Genomic DNA, 18,049 nt, shown 5'->3' with positions numbered 1-18,049 from the left:
GGCTACTCTTCGCCAAGAGGCTGCTGCCTCAGATGGTCCATCTGCAGCGAAGTTCCCCGCTCCTTGTAATTTCGTATAAGCGCCGAAGGGTCATCCCCCAGCATGCCTGCGGTTAAAATCGCGCTTTCGCCGAATTTGTCGCGGATGGCGTCCATCGCTTTGGTCAGCCGCTCCTTGTTTGGCTCCTGGGTATAACTGAACAAATCAAGCTGGATCGCGGCATCCGTTTTCAACTGCAAGCCCTGCAGCGTAATGCCAAGCAGCCTGACGGGAGCCGGAAGCCGCCAGTGACGCTGAAATAGCTGGCACGCCATCTTGTAAATTTCATCCATGCGTTCTGTCGGCGCTTCCAGCGTAACGGATCTTGTAATCGTCTTCATATCCGGATTGCGGATGGTGATCTGCACGGTTTCCGCCACCAGCTCTTGGCGTCTCAACCGGCGGGCCACTTGGTCGGCCAAGTTCAGAAAAACGCGCTGAATCGGTTCCCATTCGCTGTAATTCGACGGTAAAGTGGTTGTGTGCCCGATCGATTTGCTTTGCTCCCGTTCGGGATTGACGGGGGACAAATCAATACCGTTTGCGGCCTGCTTCAGCCAGCTCCCCAGCACGCCAAATGCGGCGTTCAGCTTGCTTTCGTCAGCCGCCGCCAGCTGGCCAAGCGTTCTGATATTCATTTTCTCCAGCTTCTCAGCCGTCTTCTTACCAATGCCGAACAAATACGAACAGGGCTTATCCCACAACAATGCTGGAACATCCCTTTTGCGTAATACCGTTATTCCGTTAGGTTTTTTCATATCCGATGCCATTTTGGCCAGCAGTTTATTGGGAGCAACTCCGATCGAACAAGGCAAGCCCAGTTCTTCACGCACCCGGTACTGGATTCGCTCCGCAATCTCCAGAGGTGTTCCGAACTGCTTGGAACCGGTAATATCCACATAACACTCATCGATCGACATCGTTTCGACAAGCGGCGAATAATCGTAAGCGATTTTCATAAACTCCCGCGAAAATTGGCGGTACAGCTCAAAATTGGGTTTAATCAGCACAATTTCCGGACAAAACTTGACAGCTTCCCGGACAAGCATCCCTGTGCGCACTCCTTTGCCGCGGGCGGCGTAGGAGCACGTCACAATAATGCCTTTGCGCAGCTCGACGCTGCCGGCCACCGCAATCGGTTTGCCGGCGTACTTCTCGGGCTCGACCGCTTCATGCACAGAACAATAAAATGCATTCATATCAATATGCAGAATGACACGGCCGGCCTTCGGGTAGCTGTCACTTGCCGGCTTCATACTCCGCCCTGACGGTCGTATAAATACCGCCTCTTACGTTAAATTTACCGACAACCTGCAGCTTCTTCGGCTGAATGAATTGTACGAAGTCTTTCAGAATCTGATTGGTTACATCTTCATGAAAGTGCCCTTCGTCACGGAAACTCCACATATACAGCTTCAAAGATTTCAGTTCAACGATGGACGGACCCGGAATATATTTAAACGTAATCGTGGCGAAGTCCGGCTGGCCGGTAACCGGGCATAGAGCCGTAAATTCCGGGCATTCGATTTCCACTTCGTATTCACGATCTGGATGCGGATTCGGAACAGGCTGCATAGTTCTAGACGGCTTTGTAGTCATTGCTTAAGATAACCTCCAACATATTAAATAAAATATAACATTATCAGCATACAATTGATGCCCGCCGCGGTCAAGCGAACTGCCAGTTCTTTTCCTGCTTCTTTCCATTCTTAAAGAATGGGACAATGGGTATGTACCTGCTTACTTCCCCAATACCGCCTGAACAACATATTCATGTGCAGTCTTGTTCAATTATGGTATAATAATTTAATCTAATTTCAAAGACTACGAGTTTCGAGAAAAAACAGGAGGACCTTTTAATGACGAATACGGTAAAAATATTCGATACGACGTTGAGGGACGGAACGCAAGGCGAAGGAATCAGCTTATCCGTCGAGGACAAATTAAAAATCGCGCAAAAACTAGACGCTTTGGGCGTTACATATATTGAAGGCGGATGGCCTGGCAGCAACAATAAAGACATTGAATTTTTCAACCGCGCAAGCGAGCTTCATTTGACGCATGCCAAAATTACAGCGTTTGGCAGCACGCGGCGCAAAGACACCAAACCCGAAGAGGACGTTAATTTGCGCCGGATTCTGGAAGTCGGCGTTAAGGTTGCAACCATCTTCGGCAAGTCGTGGGACTTCCATGTGCATAAAGCGATCCAGACCACGCTGGAAGAAAACTTGTCGATGATTTACGACTCGGTGAAATATTTAAAAAACCAAGGGCTTGAGGTCATTTATGACGCCGAGCACTTCTTTGACGGATATAAGAACAACAAGGATTATGCCGTGCAAACGATCAAAAAAGCCGAAGAAGCCGGCGCCGACTGGATCGTATTATGCGACACCAACGGCGGAACGATGCCACACGAGGTTTCTGCGATCGTAACCCATGTATGCGCCGAAATCAAAGCTTGCCCCGTCGGCATTCACGCCCACAACGATTGCGAGCTGGGGGTAGCCAACAGCTTGGCCGCCGTTATGGCCGGCGCCACTCAGGTGCAGGGCACAATCAACGGCTTCGGCGAACGCTGCGGCAATGCCAATCTAGTTTCGATCATTCCTAACTTGCAGCTGAAATTAGGCTATAACGTCATCAGCAGCGAGCAGCTTCAAGGATTGACTCCAGTTGCGCGGTATGTCAGCGAGATTGCGAATATGGCCCTGCCGGTTAATCAGCCGTTTGTCGGCGCTGCCGCTTTCGCCCATAAAGGCGGAATCCACGTATCGGCGATCCTGCGCAATGCCAGCACATACGAGCATATCAGACCGGAGCTGGTCGGCAACAAACAGCGGGTGCTCGTATCCGAGCTTGCAGGCCAAAGCAACCTTGTGTTTAAAGCGCAGGAAATGGGACTGGAGTTCAGCAACGACAACTCGCAATCGAAGCAGCTGATCGAAAAAATCAAACAGATGGAGCATGAAGGCTACCAATTCGAAGGAGCCGATGCCAGCCTGGAGCTGCTGATTCGCGACGCATACGGCAAGATCGAAGAAATGTTTACGGTTGAATCTTTTAAACTGCTTGTTGAAAAATCGGCCGATAATCCGAGCGTATCCGAAGCGATTGTCAAAATCAAAATCGGCAACGAGACGGTATACAACGCCGCCGAAGGCAACGGGCCGGTTAACGCGCTCGACAACGCGCTGCGCAAATGTTTGCTGCAATACTTTCCGAATCTGCAGCAAATCCATCTGTCCGATTACAAGGTCCGTGTGCTTGACGAAAAAGACACAACCGCCGCTAAAGTCCGCGTGTTGATTGAATCAACCGACTTCAATAACTCGTGGAGCACGGTTGGCGTCTCGGAGAACGTCATCGAAGCAAGCTGGCACGCCTTGATCGACAGCTTCCGCTACGCATTGATCGGACAAGAATGCACACCCCAATCCGCAGACGATCAGAAGGAAAGAGTCGGACTGGTCAATCACTAAAGGCCGCGTGCGCTAACCATAGCTCCGCAGAAATAGAACAACCTTGGCCCGCAGGCCAAGGTTGTTTGTTTTGCACCGCTATTCGGCAAATATATCGATAAATCGCCTGGCGCTTTTGGACAAATACCGGTCCTTGAGCCAAAGCACGCCCACATCCGATTGAAAATCGGTGTCCGAGATGGCCAGCACTTTAATGCCGAGCAACGTAAACGACGACATAACCGACTTGGGAAAAACCGTGGCGCCGATCCCCGCAGCAACCAGCGACAAAATAATCGTGACGCTTGAGCATTCGCAGATCACCTGGGGCTCAAATCCGTGGTCGCGGCATTCTTTAATGACCCTTTCGTGCATGCCAACCGTCCGGTCCGTTTTTAACGTCAGAAACGGGAAATCGGCCAGCTCTTTCATCTGGATGGCTTCGGTGCCAGCGTTTGAATGCCATCCCGCGGGAATGACAGCGACAAATGGATCCGACGGCAGCGGCAGCACGGAATATGACTCTTGTCCCGCATCCGCTTCGTACGGCAGTCTTGCGACAACCAGTTCGATGTTGCGCCTCTCGAGCAAATCGGCAAGCAGGAAGTGATCTCCCTCCCATATTTTGTACGTGACCTCCGGGTAGCTTTTGCGGAATCTTTCAATCCGGCTAGGCAATAGCGATATACAGGAGACCACCGCGCCAATGCCAAGAACGCCTTTGATCCCCTCGTCCAGCTCCTGCACTTCTTTCATCGTTTCATCAAATTCGTGAATAAACCGCTCCGCCTTCTGGCGCAGAAGCTCCCCCGCAGGCGTAAGCGTAAGCCGTTTGCCCGACCTGTCGAACAAAGTTACGCCAAGCTGCTCTTCCATTTGCTTCAATTGCCTGCTGAGCGGCGGCTGTTCCATATTCAGGCGTTTCGCCGCCCTTGTAATTTGCTGCTCGCTGGCGATAGCCAAAAAATACCGCATCTGACGAATATCCATGGTATCCACCAAACTCCTTTTCTACTGCATCATACCTCTTAGGTATGATTATCCCACAAAACAAATATTTTGAATATGCTATATTATGTGATAGCATTAAATGTATCTAGTATAGGATCGTCGCATCATTAGAAAACTTGTATAATGGTTCTTCTCGGGACAACGACCGTGCTAGCGGGAGGGTCTATTCATTTTGCTTAAATAAGGGAGCTGTTAAAGAACAATGGCGTATTCTATTGAAATCACCCAGTCAACCACCAGAAAACAAAAGCCGGATCCAAACCATCTTATTTTCGGCAAACATTTCACCGATCATATGTTCATCTTGGATTACAGTGTCGAACAAGGCTGGTACAACCCGCGCATCATTCCTTACCAACCGATTACATTGGATCCCGCTGCGCGCGTATTTCATTACGGCCAAACGGTATTCGAAGGTTTGAAGGCTTATCGCACTTCCGAAGGACGCACCTTGCTGTTCCGTCCGGATCAAAATTTCAAACGCTTAAACCGTTCGAACGTCAGAATGAGCATTCCTGAGCTTGATGAAGAATTGGCGATTGAAGGCTTACGCAAGCTTGTCGAAATCGATCAGGACTGGATTCCGGAAGTCGAAGGCACGTCTTTATACATCCGTCCTTTCGTCATCGCCACTCAAGCTTCCTTAGGTGTGGCCCCGTCGCATACGTACCAATTTCTGATCATTATGTCGCCGGTCGGCGCTTATTACGCCGAAGGCATTCATCCGGTCAAAATTTATGTGGAATCCGATTATGTCCGTACGGTCAAAGGCGGCGTCGGCACGGCAAAAACAGGCGGAAACTATGCAGCCAGCCTGAAAGCCCAGGAGGAAGCGTCCGGCAAAGGATATTCCCAAGTCCTGTGGCTCGACGGCGTGCATCATAAATATATTGAAGAAGTCGGCAGCATGAACGTATTCTTCAAAGTAAACGGCACCGTAATTACCCCGGAGCTGAACGGCAGCATTTTGGACGGCATCACGCGCAAATCCATTCTTGAGCTGCTAGCATCCTGGAACGTTCCTGTCGAAGAACGCACCATTTCGATCGAAGAGCTTTATGAAGCACACAAAAACGGTACGCTGGAAGAAGCTTTTGGCACAGGTACGGCCGCTGTTATTTCCCCAATCGGACAGCTCTGCTGGAAAGATGAGGAGATTACTTTAAACGGCGGAGAAACCGGCGAGCTTTCGGCTAAGCTCTACGATACTTTAACCGGTATTCAGCGCGGCGTACTGCCCGATCCTTTCGGCTGGACCATGAAGCTTTAAGATAAGGCCATCCATACGTCACTATCGCGTTCCAACAAGCTGCATCCAGCAGCCGCAACCAAGTCGGAGCGTAAATGAAAGCCCCCATGATTCAACAGGTTTATGCCTGCGGGATCATGAGGGCTTTTTTCGTTTGTTGTTTTTGCGGTATCCGCTATTTTTTGAGCAGCGCCTTAATTTTCTTCTCCCACTGCTGCGGCGTAAGTACATGAACGACTTCACGGATGGTGCCGTCGCGGTCAATCAAATAAGTAGTCGGTATAAATAAGACGCGGTATTGTTCGGAGACTTTCCCGTCCATATCCATCAGCACAGGCATTTTAAAATCATATTGTTTGACGAAATCCTTGGCGTTTTTCTCCGTATCCCCTTTGGTTACGTTAACGGCATAGAAATCAAGATCGTTTTTATATTGATCGGCTATTTTCTTCAAGTCAGGCGCTTCTTGATGACACGGGTCGCACCATGAAGCCCAGAAGTTGACGATTAGCGGTTTTTCTCTGGGGCCGCCAACAGTGTAGCTGGTCCCGTCCAAACTTTTAAGCGTAAAAGAAGGTGCGGGCTTCTGGAGCTGCTCCGTAGCCGGCTCATCAAAACCGGCGGCTGTAGACTCTTTGGCGCTGCTTACCGACATATGCTCGTACACCGCAAAGCCGGCCAGCGCTATAATAAGCAAACAAACAATCAGATTGCGTTTCAGCATCGCATTGATCCCCTTACAAAAGATGTCGTTTTATATATTATCGCCAAAACATAACAAAATCCAACCTTTTTTTGCTGGAATATGTTCGGCAGTATGAGCGTTTTCGGATCAGGATAAATTAATTGTACATTTGGCAGGCAGGAGGAACTGTACGAAATGGAAAAAACAAAGCAGCGCAAGTTAAGTATTGTGTTCGAAAGCGATATTGAAGACAGCCCGCAAGCCGCCGAAAAAACTAAAGAAAACCAAAGCGGAGCTTCTTCCAAAGGCCATATCTGGGAATTTATCGCTCTGGCTACGATCCCGCTTGTTCTTGTTCTGGGCAATTCCATGCTGGTGCCTATTTTGCCGGACATGGAGGAAAAGCTGGGGATCTCCAAATTCCAAAGCAGCCTGATCATATCATTATTTTCCGTTACCGCAGGACTTGTTATTCCAGTTGCAGGTTACTTATCGGACCGATTTGGCCGCAAGGCAATCATCATTCCATCCCTTATCGTATACGGCGCAGCAGGCGTACTGGCAGGCTTCGGCGCGATCTGGAACTCGTACACCGTCATCATCATTGCCCGGGCAATACAAGGGTTAGGAGCCGCCGGAACGGCCCCCATTGCGATGGCTTTAGCCGGTGATTTATACAGCGGGGGGATGGAAAGCAAAGCGCTTGGTTTGACTGAAGCCTCTAACGGAACCGGCAAGGTAGTCAGCCCGATTCTGGGATCGCTGCTTGCTTTAATCGTCTGGTATGCGGCATTTTTTGCATTCCCGGTATTTTGCCTGCTTTCGCTGCTGGCGACGATTTTTATGTTAAAAGAACCGAAGAAAAAACAGGAAGCCCCCGCCCTCAAGCCTTACCTGCAAAAAGTCGGGGCAACGTTAAAGAAAAAAGGCCGCTGGCTGATCACTTCTTTTTTTACCGGGGCCATGGCGTTGTTTGTCCTGTTTGGCGTACTTTTTTATTTGTCGCAAATTTTAGAGAAACCTCCGTTTAACATTGATGGGGTGAAAAAAGGCCTGGTCCTTGCCATACCGCTTCTAGGTATGGTCGTGACTTCCTACACGACAGGCGCATTAATCAAAAAGAACGGCACGGCGATGCGTTGGGTAATCAACATCGGGCTTGTCCTGATGACGATCTCGCTGGCCTTATGTATTTGGTTCAACAAGCAAAATCTATACCTATTTATCGGACTGCTCACGGCAAGCAGCATCGGCACAGGGCTGCTTCTCCCTTGTTTAAATACGATGATAACCGGTTCGGTCGAGAAGCAGGAAAGAGGGATGATTACTTCGATCTACAGCTCTCTGCGATTCCTCGGGGTCGCTTTCGGACCGCCTTTGTTCAGCTGGTTGATGGATATCTCCGATCAGATGGTGTTTATCACCGTTTCGTCACTGGCTTTCGTTGCATTTGCGCTTACGTTCTTCCTTATCAAACCTGCAGGGCAGATCGGTTGAACGATCGCCCTTCCCCCGGATATAATGAGCTTATCCATCTATAAGCTTAGATGTATCGGGGGCATACATATGAAAGCTTTTATATACCGGTCCGTTCTGAAGCGTATGATCGAATACGGCCAAACACAGCTGCCCTATGAAGCATGCGGCGTGTTGCTAGGGGACGTCGAGGCGGCAGCCACGTTTGTGCATACGTTTGTGCCCGTCCCCAATATCTCAACCGGGCCGCTAAACCATTTTCTCATGGATCCGCTGCATCTGCTGCCATACATTAAGGAAACTTCGGGAGCGCCTCGGCTGGCAGGCTTTTATCACACCCACCCGCTGGCTCCCGCTATTCCCTCCGAACAAGATTTATTGACGGAATGGCATACTGTCCCGACACATTGGATCGTTTCGTATGCCGCCCCCAGCAACCCGCACGTGCGATGTTACCGCTATGACTCAATCGGCCGCGGAACTGTCTATGAATCAGTTTGCTTTTCGGTTTGCGAGGACAATCGCACTTAGCAAGCAGTTCCTTTATCACAAGCAAATAAGGGCAGTCTGATGAAAGCGCCTGACGGTCCTGGTTCCTCGAGTTTGCTGGAACAATCGCACTTAACAAGCAGCATTTGTCACAAACAAATAAACGTCTGGCCAAATCGCCCGACGGTCCTGATACGGTGAGTTTGTTTTGGCGCGTAATCAGGAGAAAAGCAGGTGATGTTGTCAGGTAAGAAGCCAATTGACCAAGTTGTGTCACAGGAATTAACAAACTTTTGTGCGTGTCATGAGTGGGAACCCATCAGCTAGACAAGGTTTGCTACCCGTGCATCTCCAATATTGGAGAAACCCCTCTAACGGACATGCACGCTGCTATGTAAACCAAATTCAAGGCTTGCTAATTGTAACGGACACCGACGCTCTTATTTGGCCTGCCATCGCGATTTTCCCGACTTTTTTGGGCAAATAGAGTCGCTGCTGTCCGTTAGAAAAGAAAACCCCGATTTTTTTGCCATATAGCGACGCTGCTGTCCGTTAGCTTTGGCGCGTGATGTTTGCATATGTAATTCTGGTGGCAGCTTGTCATAGCGACAAAGATGTCCGATTCATATCGATGAATATACGATTAGAATAAAAAGTGGACACCTTTTCAGAGACAATGCAATCCCAGAATTGCTGCGTTCACAGTTATTTAGATATAATGCTTTTTTTGACTTCATGTATAGAATAAACGTTACAAGCAAGCTTGAATCTGCTAACGCAAAGCAGAACATCGAAAAATTCAAGCTAGAGTATTGGAAAGCTGAAGACTTTTACTCGGATTCGGGTAGCTCCGTTAGCCTACACCCACACGGTTATAAATCACTAAATAATGCGTAAATTTCCATTAATAAACAATAACTGCAGCAATCTTTTACGATAAAACCAATGCAAAAAGGTCTCCGCTCTTGATTGGAGGCCACTGAAAAAGTAGCGTAGTGAGCGAAATCATTCTGGAGAAGCGCCAGCGTTCGCTTTTGTCCCCGAATATCACCTGCCAAAAGCAGGTACAATTCAAGAAATTCGGGGACAATTGGCGATCGTAAGAATGATTCGTTCATGCAGCGTTCACTTTTTCAGTGGCCTCCTTGATTGTGCGGAGACCTTTTTTTGCATCAGCAGCTTTCAATTAATCTAGCAAGCAAAACAGTTCTAAGCGGTATTTCGTCGATGCGCACAAATTCAAGCGGCGAGTGGGCATGATCGCCGCGGGCGCCGAGGCCGTCCAGCGTGGGCGTACCTGCGGCGGCTGTGAAATTGCCATCGCTAACGCCGCCTGTTGCGGTTTCTTCCAAAGCAAAAGCCAGCTCGTCGCAGGCAATACGTTTGGCCAACTCGTACAATGCCGCGCCTTCCCCGGTACGCTCCATCGGCGGCCGCGTCATGCCGCCGGTCACGCAGATCTCGGCATGCTCCATAAAGGGGGACAAACTTTTCAGCGCGGCGTCGATACGCTCCGCTTCTTCTCCGCTAGCTACGCGCACATCAATTTCCGCTTCGGCATAATCGGCGACGACATTGCTGCCAATGCCTCCATGGACAACTCCGACATTAACCGTCGTGCCAACCTGATAATTCGTCAGCGCATGCAGCCTCTGAACTTGGCAGGCCAGCTCTTGAATAGCCGAGACGCCTTTCTCCGGGTTGACCCCGGCATGGGCCGAGACGCCGCGAACGGCCAGCTTGTAGCGGCCGCTTCCTTTGCGCGCCGTTTTGAGCGCGCCGTTAGGCTCCATTGGCGGCTCAAGCACCAGCGAAGCGGACGAGACTCGCGCCAGCTCTTCAATCAGCTCCCGGGAGGTCGGGCTGCCGATTTCCTCGTCGCTGTTAATGAGCAGCGTCACGCGTTTTCCCTGCGGGAAACGCCCTTCATCAAGCAGCGCCTTAAGGGCAAACATAGCCTGCAGCAGGCCGGCTTTCATATCGTAAACCCCGGGACCGTAGGCGATGCCGTCTTCGATGCGGAACGGACGCCGCTGCGCTTCGCCAATCGGCCATACCGTATCGTAGTGGCCGACAAGCAGAACCTGGCTGGGACCGTCTCCGACAGTGCATACAAGCCGATCGCCGGCCGTATCATGACACAATCGCTGCACGCGGCCGCCGGTCAACCGGATAAATTGCTGCGTAAACCAGTCGGCCATCCGGTCGTTGTGCGGCTTGCTTCGCGACGGCGAGTCCATATTGACGCTTTGTTCGAGCAGGTGCAGCAGTTCCGGCAGGTTGGACTTTATTTTTTCAATCAATGACATAGATGTAATGGCAACTCCGTTAGTGGGAGTGCGAGTTGGTGCCGAACAGCCGGTCCAGCCCGTAAACGCGCTCCAGAATAATAATAAATACAAGACTCAGCAAAATAACGACCGATGAGATTGAGGCAACCAGCGGATCCAACGTTTCCTGCATATAGCTGAATATAGCGAGCGGCAGCGTCGTTGTGGACGGCGACACGAGAAACAGCGATACGGTTACGTTGTCAAAGGAAGTCAGGAACGAAAAAATCATGCCCGACATGATCGCCGGTTTCATCAGCGGCAGCATAATGTCCCAGAACACGTTAAGCTGCTTCGCCCCAAGCATATAAGCAGCCCGCTCCAGCGTATAGTCGAAGGAGCTGAGACCGGTTAGCACAAGCCGCACGACATACGGAATCGAGATCAGCACATGCGCCAACAACAGGCCGGTGAACGTGCCGGCAAGACCGTATTTTGTGAAAAACAGCAGCGCGGCGATCCCGATAATCAGCGATGGAACCGTCAGCGGCGAAAGCAGGAGAGCATTAATCGCGCCACGCCCCGGGAATGAGTAACGATGGAGCGCCATGGCCGCCAGCGTCCCGACCAGTGTAGCGATGATAGCGGATAACGCAGCCAGCTCCAAGCTGAATATAAACGAATCGACAAACTCCGGACGGTCCAAAATTTTCTCGTACCACATCAGCGAAAATCCGACCGGCGGGAACGATAAAAATTTTACCGACGTCAGCGATGTCGGGATGATGACAAGCAGCGGCGAGATAACAAACAAAACAACGATAAAGGTAATGATTCCAAGAGGCGACCACTTTTTCATGAGGAGAACACCTCTTTATAACGCTTTGTTTCCACCAGCCGCGTAAACAGCGTGACCAGGGCGATAGTGAAGAAAAGCAGCATAAACGACAGGGCTGCGCCAAGCGGCCAATTCAGCTGCGCCATCACCTTCTCGTAAGCGATCACAGGCAGCACCTTGACGGAAGTGCCTCCCATCAGGGCCGGAGTCACAAACGAGCTCATCGAGAGGCTGAACACAAGCGTTGTTCCGGCAATAATGCCGGGAAGCGTCAGCGGCAGCGTTACCGATAAAAATGTCCGCAGCTTGCTTGCGCCTAAAATACCGGAAGCTTTATACAACGAGCCGTCAATTTGATACAGGCTTGTCGCAATCGCCAAAATCATATAAACGATAAAAGAGTCGGTCAAGCCGATCACTACGCCAAGCTCGTTATACAGCAGCTTAAGCGGCTTGTCGATCAAACCAAGCTTCAGAAGCGAGCTGTTGATCCAGCCCTTGTCTCCAAGAATAACGACCCATCCGAAATTGCGGATGACCACGCTGATCAAATGCGGGGAGATGATCAGAAACGTAATAAACCCGCGCATTTTTCCGGAGGCTTGCGCCATATACATCGCTACCGGATAACCAAGCACAAAACACGCTATGACCGTAAGCAAGCTCATCTTGATCGTTCTCCACAAAATTTGGATATAATACGAGTCTTGAAAAAACAATATATAATTTTCCAATGAAAATTGCTCATGCTTATCCTGCAAGCTTAATATGAAAATGTAAAACATCGGAAGTAAAAACACCCCGAGAATGACAATCAGTCCCGGAGCCAGCAGCAAAGCGGCGGTCTTCATCGACCGGCTGCGCCCCCCGCTCATGGCTTGCTCTCTTTCCGAGCGAAGACAAATACATCATCGGAGTCCCACGATAATACAACGGGCTGGCCCGGCGTAAAACGTTCCTGCTCTTGACTTGCCGGAATCCGTACGATCACATCGCTGCGGCCAACCTCCACCTCGCATTCCGTATGTGCGCCGAGGAACGAAGTCAGCTTCACCTTGCCCTGCGCTTCGTTGGCGCCGACGCGGTCGCTCATCCGCTCGTCGGCAGTGCGCAAGCGTATTTTCTCAGGTCGGACATAAGCTGACACCGGCTCGCCAACATGAAAACTTAACCCGCGGGCATTTCCTTCCAGCCGGACTCCCTCTGCCGTCTCAAGCGCAATTTCACTGCCGCGAAGCTCATTCACCATAACCTCAAGCCGATTGGACTTGCCGATAAACGTATGCACGAATTCGGAAGCAGGTCGGTTATAGATGTCCCATGGGGTGCCGATCTGTTCAACTTTTCCGTGGTCAAGCACAACGATGCGGTTGGACAAATACAACGCCTCCTCCTGATCATGGGTGACAAAGATGGTCGTCACCCCGATTTCCTGCTGCAGACGCTTCAGCTCGTCCCGCAGCTCTTCACGCAGCTTCGCATCCAGATTACTGAGCGGCTCGTCAAGCAGCAGCAGGGACGGCTCGGTCACAAGCGCCCGCGCAATCGCAATACGCTGACGCTGCCCGCCGGACAGCTGCTTCGGGTAACGGTCGCCGACTTGCGGCAGCTTGACGACATCGAGCACTTTTTTTACCCGCTCGGCGATTTCCGCCTTGGCTGTTTTTCTCAGCTTAAGACCATACGCCACATTTTCAAAAATCGTCATATGGGGAAAAAGCGAATACGTCTGGAATACCATGCCAAGCTCGCGTTTGTTGGAAGGGACGCCGTTCATCCGGCGGCCTTTAATCAGCAGATCGCCTTGATCGGGCTCAAGGAAGCCGGCGATCATGTTCAGCGTAGTCGTTTTACCGCAGCCCGAAGGCCCGAGAAAAGACACGCATTCTCCTTGTTCGATTTGCAGATTGAAATTGTCTACAACGATATTGGAGCCGAACTTCTTCTGGATGTTGTTTAATTCGACATCAAAGCGGGAATTCACCATATCACCTATCCTGTAGTCGCCATATTTGCAGTCTCGTATCTACACGAACAATCGAGTTTATTTACCTACCTTTGGAGCTATTTCTTTATTAAAACGGTCAAGCCATTCCGGCGTTTTGGAGCCTACAACCTGCAGATCGAAGTTAACGACCTTTTTGCGGTCAAAATCAAGCTTCTTGGCAATGTCGTCAGGCAGCTTCACCGAAGCAGCCGGGTTGTAATACAGCTTTGTTCCATACATTTGCTGAATTTCGTCGGTCAGCAGAAAATCGATAAACAGCTTGGCTGCGTTCGGATTTTTTGCCCCCTGAATCATAGTCGCTACGTTAGGCACAAGATTGGTGCCTTCCTTCGGAATGACAAACTGCAGATCAAGACCGGCATCTTTCTGCACAAGACTTCTTGCCATCGTCCAGGTTGTGTAGGCCGCCGTCTTGTCCTGCATATTTTGCTGCAGCTGGGCCGCACTCTTGGCGAAGGTTGGCATATATCCCGCAATCGTTTTCAGTTTATCGAAGCCGGGATCGATATTTTTTTCCGAGCCTCCATTGGCGTAAGCAAGCATAATGGTAGTCGAACGGCCGAAGTTGCTGGAAATTTCCGTCATGGTCAGATTGCCCTTCATTTCCGGCTTGGCCAGATCGTTCCACGATTCAGGTACAGGCAGGCCTTTGGCTTTCACTGTCTCCGCATTGTACGAGATCCCCATCGGCGTGAAGTTGACGGCAACCCCGCTGTTATCCTTCACCTTGAGATCCGCGGCGACTTTTTTCATATTAGGGATATCTTGCTCGGAAAGCGGCGCCCATAAACCTTCCACACGGCCCGCTTCCTGTTCCCCGCCTTCGACAATCGCAACGTCCATCTGAGGAGAGGCCTTTTGCGCCTTGGCTTTGGCGACGATTTCGGTAGATACGCCGGATACGTAAGTCAGCTTGACATCAGGGTATTTCTGATTGAACTTTTTGAAAATATCGTCTTTCATCATTTGCTCTACTGTCGCTCCGTTGCCTGCAACAATGAGCTGTTTTTCCGGAGTTAACGTCTGTGCGGCTTCTTTGCTTGGAGCCGCAGCGGGAGCGCCGCCTGTCCCTGTGTTTTCCGCCCCTTTGCCGTTCGATCCGCACCCCGCCATTAATGAGCCGCACAATGCGGCAACTGTTACCAGCGTTCCTAATCTTTTCATCCCAATCGTCCTCCTCAGATTTTCGTTCTCTATACACGAACATCGTTTACTATGTGTAAACATGTTACTTATTTTAACACGCGATTCCGGCATGCTGCAATACAAAAATTTAAAACTAAGACAGCGGCAGCGATGTTACGGATTTTTTGATGTTCATGTGGGAAAAACAAGGATCTTATGATAAACTAACCTCTAAACATGACATCATTCGTCTCATCTCTTTGACCGTAAGCAGCTGAACAAAACAACTTCAACAGCAAGCGCTCGGCCGAAAAAGCTCCGGGCACACGCGGGTCGCGTGGCTTATTAGAAATACGGCAGCAGCATTATGTAAGGAGTCGCAAAACTATGGACAACCATCTATCATCCGTCAAAAACGGCAGCAGGCTGCTGAAATTGTTTCTCGACGCTCCCAAAGAAATGGGCGTGAGCGAATTAAGCCGCCGCTTGCAGCTTTCCAAAGGAGCGGTTCACAAGCTTCTGATGACGCTGGAAAGCGACGGTTTCATTAAGCAGAACCCGGTTAATAAACAGTATTCCCTCGGATATACATTGCTTGAGCTCGGCAATAAAGTGCTCAAAAATCACAATCTTGTGGAGTTTGCCAAGCCGTTCTTAAGCAGTCTGGTGGAGAAGACCCAAGAGCTTGCTTGTCTTTGCGTGAGAGATATGTACGACGCCATTTATGTCGATAAAATCGATTCGCCACACCCGATTCGGTTTAACGTCGAAATCTACCGGCGTTTCCCTTTGTACGCTACATCCGCGGCCAGAGCCATTCTCGCTTTCCGGGACGACGCCTTCATCGATACCGTGCTGTCTGAAGGCATCCGGACGTTTACTCCCCATTCCATCAGAGAGCCGGAGGAAATCAAGCAGCGGCTTAAGCTAATCCGTAGCAACGGCTATGAATTCAGCTCCAATCTGCGCAATGTCGGCGTATCCGGAATCGCCGCGCCGATTTACGATGCGGACGGCTCCGTTAACGCCGCAATCAGCATGATCGGCCCCAACGACCGCGTAAGCGTCTCGCGGGACAAGTTTGTAGAGCAGGTTACCGCTACGGCAAAGCAAATATCCGCCGAGCTTGGCTATCGGGAATAATCGCTTCTCCTTTTCGGCGCCCGTATGCGAAAAAAGACACGCCCGCTTAAAGGAGGCCACGGAAAAAGAGAACGCCGCATGAGCGAATCATATTTACGATCGCCCATTGTCCCCGAGTTTCTTGAATGTACCTGCTTGCGGCAGGTGAAATTCAGGGACAAAAGCGAACGCTGGCGCTTCTCCAGCATGATTCCGCTCACTTAAGCTACTTTTTCCGCGGCCTCTCTTAAAGGGCCGTGTCTTTTTGGCATACTGCAACAACATCGGTTCAAGCTGCAAAAAGGCCGTCACACCCTCCTATCAGAGCGTAACGGCCTTTATTTGCTTAAATGAGAGTACAAGTCGCCTAACGTGAGCACATCCCTCGCTTTGATTTCCGCCATAAATTTCGACCAAAGTTTGGCGGTCATCACTGCATCCTCCAAAGCGTGATGCCGTACCGTAACCGGCACTTCATACATGTCCAGCAAGTAGTCCAGATCGTAACTCGGAAGCTTCGGATTCAACCATTTCGCTATCATAATGGTGTCGATCAGCCGGTGCTGCAATTGTATGCGCGACGTTTTCCATAACGCCGAATTAAGAAAATGCTTGTCATGTCCCGTACCGTGAGCGATTAATATTTTGCGCTGGACAAATTCCAGAAAACCGCTTAGCGCTTGGATCAGCTCGGGAGCCGCCTCCGCCATTTCGTTCGTAATCCCGGTCAATTCGACGATATTGGACGGAATCGTTCTTTTCGGATTGGCCAAGCTGTAATATTTCTGCTCCTCCAAAACGCTGCCGCCCTGCACAGCCACTGCGCCGAACGAAATGATCTCGTCCCCGTTGTACGGCGAAAAGCCGGTCGTTTCCAGATCGAAAACGACCAGCTCCACCGTATCCAGCGGAATATCGTACAATGAATGTTTGCGCTGCTCTTTCATGATGGAGCGGATGAAGGCCATCTGCTGGGCATTTTGCGCATCAAACATCGAAGCTATTGCAGGTGTAAGCCCGCCCATCCTGTATAGATGCAAAAATCTGCCCGCAGGCCGCATGTCTTTCATACCGCCGACCACCTCACCCGATTAAATGGAGTTACCCTTCTTCCCTAGTTCTAACGTTTTTTCATCGCTTATCCGCGCTCTTTTATTTTGCTTTGCACGTATTTCTGCAAGTCCTTTCCAATCCGGAGACAAAATTTCAGCTCATTGGTCCGTTCTTTGGTCAGCATATCCGCGGGAAGTTTGCCGCGGGTCGTATATTGTCCTTGTTCCATCTGATAAGGAGTCTCCGATCTGAGCTTAAGCACAAGCGCAAGCGCATCAAGCCAGTCATGGCCGAGCTCATCCTCCACGAATCCGCCGCTAATCAGCCGTTCGATACGCTCCCGGGTGGAAGAACTGCATATCCCCGCCTCCAGCGCCAGCAAACGCACGCCGTTGACGATCGGGATGTAGGCGCCGTATTTAATATCGACGCCGCCCGCATCTTCGCCGTACCGTTCTTTAATCAACTGTCCGAAGACACCAAGCGAAATTTTGTGATGCAGCGTATTTTGCAGCATGTGAAACAAGATCTCCGGGTGCTTCTGGCGGTAATCGTACAATTGATCGATCAGAGCGTCAGCTAAGGTCACGTCACCGTAAACGCAGCGCATGTCGGCCACAATCAGCAAATACCGCACATTCTCCCACTCCGGCTCCTGCAGCCACTCCAGCAGCATGCTGCAATACTGCGGCAGCGTCTGCCTCCATCTTGCGTTTGTACTGATCACATTCCCGCTGCAAGGAGGATAGCCGACAATTGACATCCCCATTTCGATACAACCGCTCAACAGCTTAAAATATTCGTCCGTTTCCGACGCTTTTGCCGCCGGCGGTTCCGCATAAATAATTCCGTTATCCTGATCGCTCCACAAGGTTTGCTCTTTTCTCCCGCCGCTCCCGAACAACACAAATGCATAAGGAACCGGCGGCGCTCCTATCCCATTCCGCTCTGTCTCTTTCTCGGAGAGGTATACAACACGCTGAATTAATGCGTCGTGCGCGGTATTCAACTTTTCGTTCCATTCAAGATCATACGGAAAAAGGAGCCCCTCGCCTAATTCCTCATGTATCTTATCCCGGAGCTCGCGCAGTCGTTCGAACGTAGCTGCTTGATGAATAAGCTCCAAAATTGATTCCATCGAGAAATGTTCCATGACGAGGTTCTCCTTTACCTGCAACCGCCGTAAGCGGATATCGCTTCGGCCCGGCGGTCATTGGCACGAA

At 50.5% G+C, this 18,049-nt stretch carries 16 protein-coding genes; 5 read left to right on the top strand and 11 right to left on the bottom strand.

Annotated elements, in window-relative coordinates:
* Positions 1-2: 2 nt before the first annotated feature.
* Positions 3-1,295 (bottom strand): DNA polymerase IV, encoded by a 1,293-nt coding sequence (locus tag EYB31_RS04430; RefSeq protein WP_131012047.1) that lies wholly within the window; start codon positions 1,293-1,295, stop codon positions 3-5.
* Positions 1,279-1,638: a preQ(1) synthase gene (gene queF / locus EYB31_RS04425; RefSeq protein ID WP_131012046.1), complete on the bottom strand. Its 360-nt coding sequence runs from the start codon at positions 1,636-1,638 to the stop codon at positions 1,279-1,281. Before queF ends, EYB31_RS04430 begins: the two co-directional genes overlap by 17 nt.
* 260 nt (positions 1,639-1,898) lie before the next feature.
* On the opposite strand from queF, the gene cimA reads away from it, so the two are divergent.
* Positions 1,899-3,521: a citramalate synthase gene (gene cimA, locus EYB31_RS04420; protein WP_131012045.1), complete on the top strand. Its 1,623-nt coding sequence runs from the start codon at positions 1,899-1,901 to the stop codon at positions 3,519-3,521.
* Between the two features lie 78 nt (positions 3,522-3,599).
* On the opposite strand, the gene EYB31_RS04415 is transcribed toward cimA, so the two are convergent.
* Positions 3,600-4,490 (bottom strand): LysR family transcriptional regulator, encoded by an 891-nt coding sequence (locus EYB31_RS04415; RefSeq protein WP_131012044.1) that lies wholly within the window; start codon positions 4,488-4,490, stop codon positions 3,600-3,602.
* Between the two features lie 223 nt (positions 4,491-4,713).
* Between EYB31_RS04415 and EYB31_RS04410 the strand changes: the two genes are divergently transcribed.
* Positions 4,714-5,781 carry a branched-chain amino acid aminotransferase gene (locus EYB31_RS04410; protein WP_131012043.1) on the top strand — a complete coding sequence of 356 codons (1,068 nt, stop codon included), beginning with the start codon at positions 4,714-4,716 and terminating at the stop codon, positions 5,779-5,781.
* Between the two features lie 154 nt (positions 5,782-5,935).
* On the opposite strand, the gene EYB31_RS04405 is transcribed toward EYB31_RS04410, so the two are convergent.
* Positions 5,936-6,484, bottom strand: a complete 549-nt coding sequence (locus EYB31_RS04405; RefSeq protein WP_240762046.1) for a TlpA family protein disulfide reductase — start codon at positions 6,482-6,484, stop codon at positions 5,936-5,938.
* Between the two features lie 156 nt (positions 6,485-6,640).
* Between EYB31_RS04405 and EYB31_RS04400 the strand changes: the two genes are divergently transcribed.
* Both EYB31_RS04400 and EYB31_RS04395 read left to right on the top strand, forming a co-directional pair.
* A complete protein-coding gene (locus EYB31_RS04400) occupies positions 6,641-7,942 on the top strand; it encodes an MFS transporter (RefSeq protein WP_131012042.1) in 1,302 nt (433 codons plus the stop codon).
* Positions 7,943-8,011: 69 nt separating this feature from the next.
* The gene (locus EYB31_RS04395) at positions 8,012-8,452 is read left to right on the top strand and encodes a M67 family metallopeptidase (protein WP_165452201.1); all 441 of its coding nucleotides are present in this window, start codon (positions 8,012-8,014) and stop codon (positions 8,450-8,452) included.
* A gap of 1,130 nt (positions 8,453-9,582) precedes the next feature.
* Here EYB31_RS04395 and EYB31_RS04385 read toward each other — a convergent pair.
* The 5 genes from EYB31_RS04385 to EYB31_RS04365 are packed head-to-tail and all read right to left on the bottom strand — an operon-like array spanning position 9,583 to position 14,690.
* A complete protein-coding gene (locus tag EYB31_RS04385; protein ID WP_131012039.1) occupies positions 9,583-10,719 on the bottom strand; it encodes a M20 family metallopeptidase in 1,137 nt (378 codons plus the stop codon).
* Between the two features lie 19 nt (positions 10,720-10,738).
* The gene (locus EYB31_RS04380; RefSeq protein WP_131012038.1) at positions 10,739-11,539 is read right to left on the bottom strand and encodes an ABC transporter permease; all 801 of its coding nucleotides are present in this window, start codon (positions 11,537-11,539) and stop codon (positions 10,739-10,741) included.
* Positions 11,536-12,393 carry an ABC transporter permease gene (locus tag EYB31_RS04375; RefSeq protein WP_131012037.1) on the bottom strand — a complete coding sequence of 286 codons (858 nt, stop codon included), beginning with the start codon at positions 12,391-12,393 and terminating at the stop codon, positions 11,536-11,538. The genes EYB31_RS04380 and EYB31_RS04375 overlap by 4 nt, the downstream gene beginning before the upstream one ends.
* Complete coding sequence (locus EYB31_RS04370; RefSeq protein ID WP_131012036.1) at positions 12,390-13,505, bottom strand: ABC transporter ATP-binding protein; 1,116 nt, start codon at positions 13,503-13,505, stop codon at positions 12,390-12,392. Before EYB31_RS04370 ends, EYB31_RS04375 begins: the two co-directional genes overlap by 4 nt.
* Positions 13,506-13,562: 57 nt before the next feature.
* On the bottom strand, positions 13,563-14,690 hold the full coding sequence (locus tag EYB31_RS04365; RefSeq protein ID WP_131012035.1) for an ABC transporter substrate-binding protein: 1,128 nt from the start codon (positions 14,688-14,690) through the stop codon (positions 13,563-13,565).
* Positions 14,691-15,038: 348 nt separating this feature from the next.
* On the opposite strand from EYB31_RS04365, the gene EYB31_RS04360 reads away from it, so the two are divergent.
* On the top strand, positions 15,039-15,794 hold the full coding sequence (locus EYB31_RS04360; protein WP_131012034.1) for an IclR family transcriptional regulator: 756 nt from the start codon (positions 15,039-15,041) through the stop codon (positions 15,792-15,794).
* Positions 15,795-16,111: 317 nt separating this feature from the next.
* Here the strand turns inward: EYB31_RS04360 and EYB31_RS04355 are convergent, their stop codons facing one another.
* Together EYB31_RS04355 and EYB31_RS04350 are read right to left on the bottom strand one after the other, a co-directional pair.
* Complete coding sequence (locus EYB31_RS04355) at positions 16,112-16,843, bottom strand: exonuclease domain-containing protein (protein WP_131012033.1); 732 nt, start codon at positions 16,841-16,843, stop codon at positions 16,112-16,114.
* A gap of 68 nt (positions 16,844-16,911) precedes the next feature.
* Positions 16,912-17,979: a DUF294 nucleotidyltransferase-like domain-containing protein gene (locus EYB31_RS04350; RefSeq protein ID WP_131012032.1), complete on the bottom strand. Its 1,068-nt coding sequence runs from the start codon at positions 17,977-17,979 to the stop codon at positions 16,912-16,914.
* Positions 17,980-18,049: the final 70 nt, after the last annotated feature.

It is taken from the genome of Paenibacillus thalictri, assembly GCF_004307995.1.
Lineage (GTDB): Bacteria > Bacillota > Bacilli > Paenibacillales > NBRC-103111 > Paenibacillus_AF > Paenibacillus_AF thalictri.
Note: the sequence above shows the minus strand (reverse complement) of the source record. Positions and strands in the feature narration are given on the sequence as shown.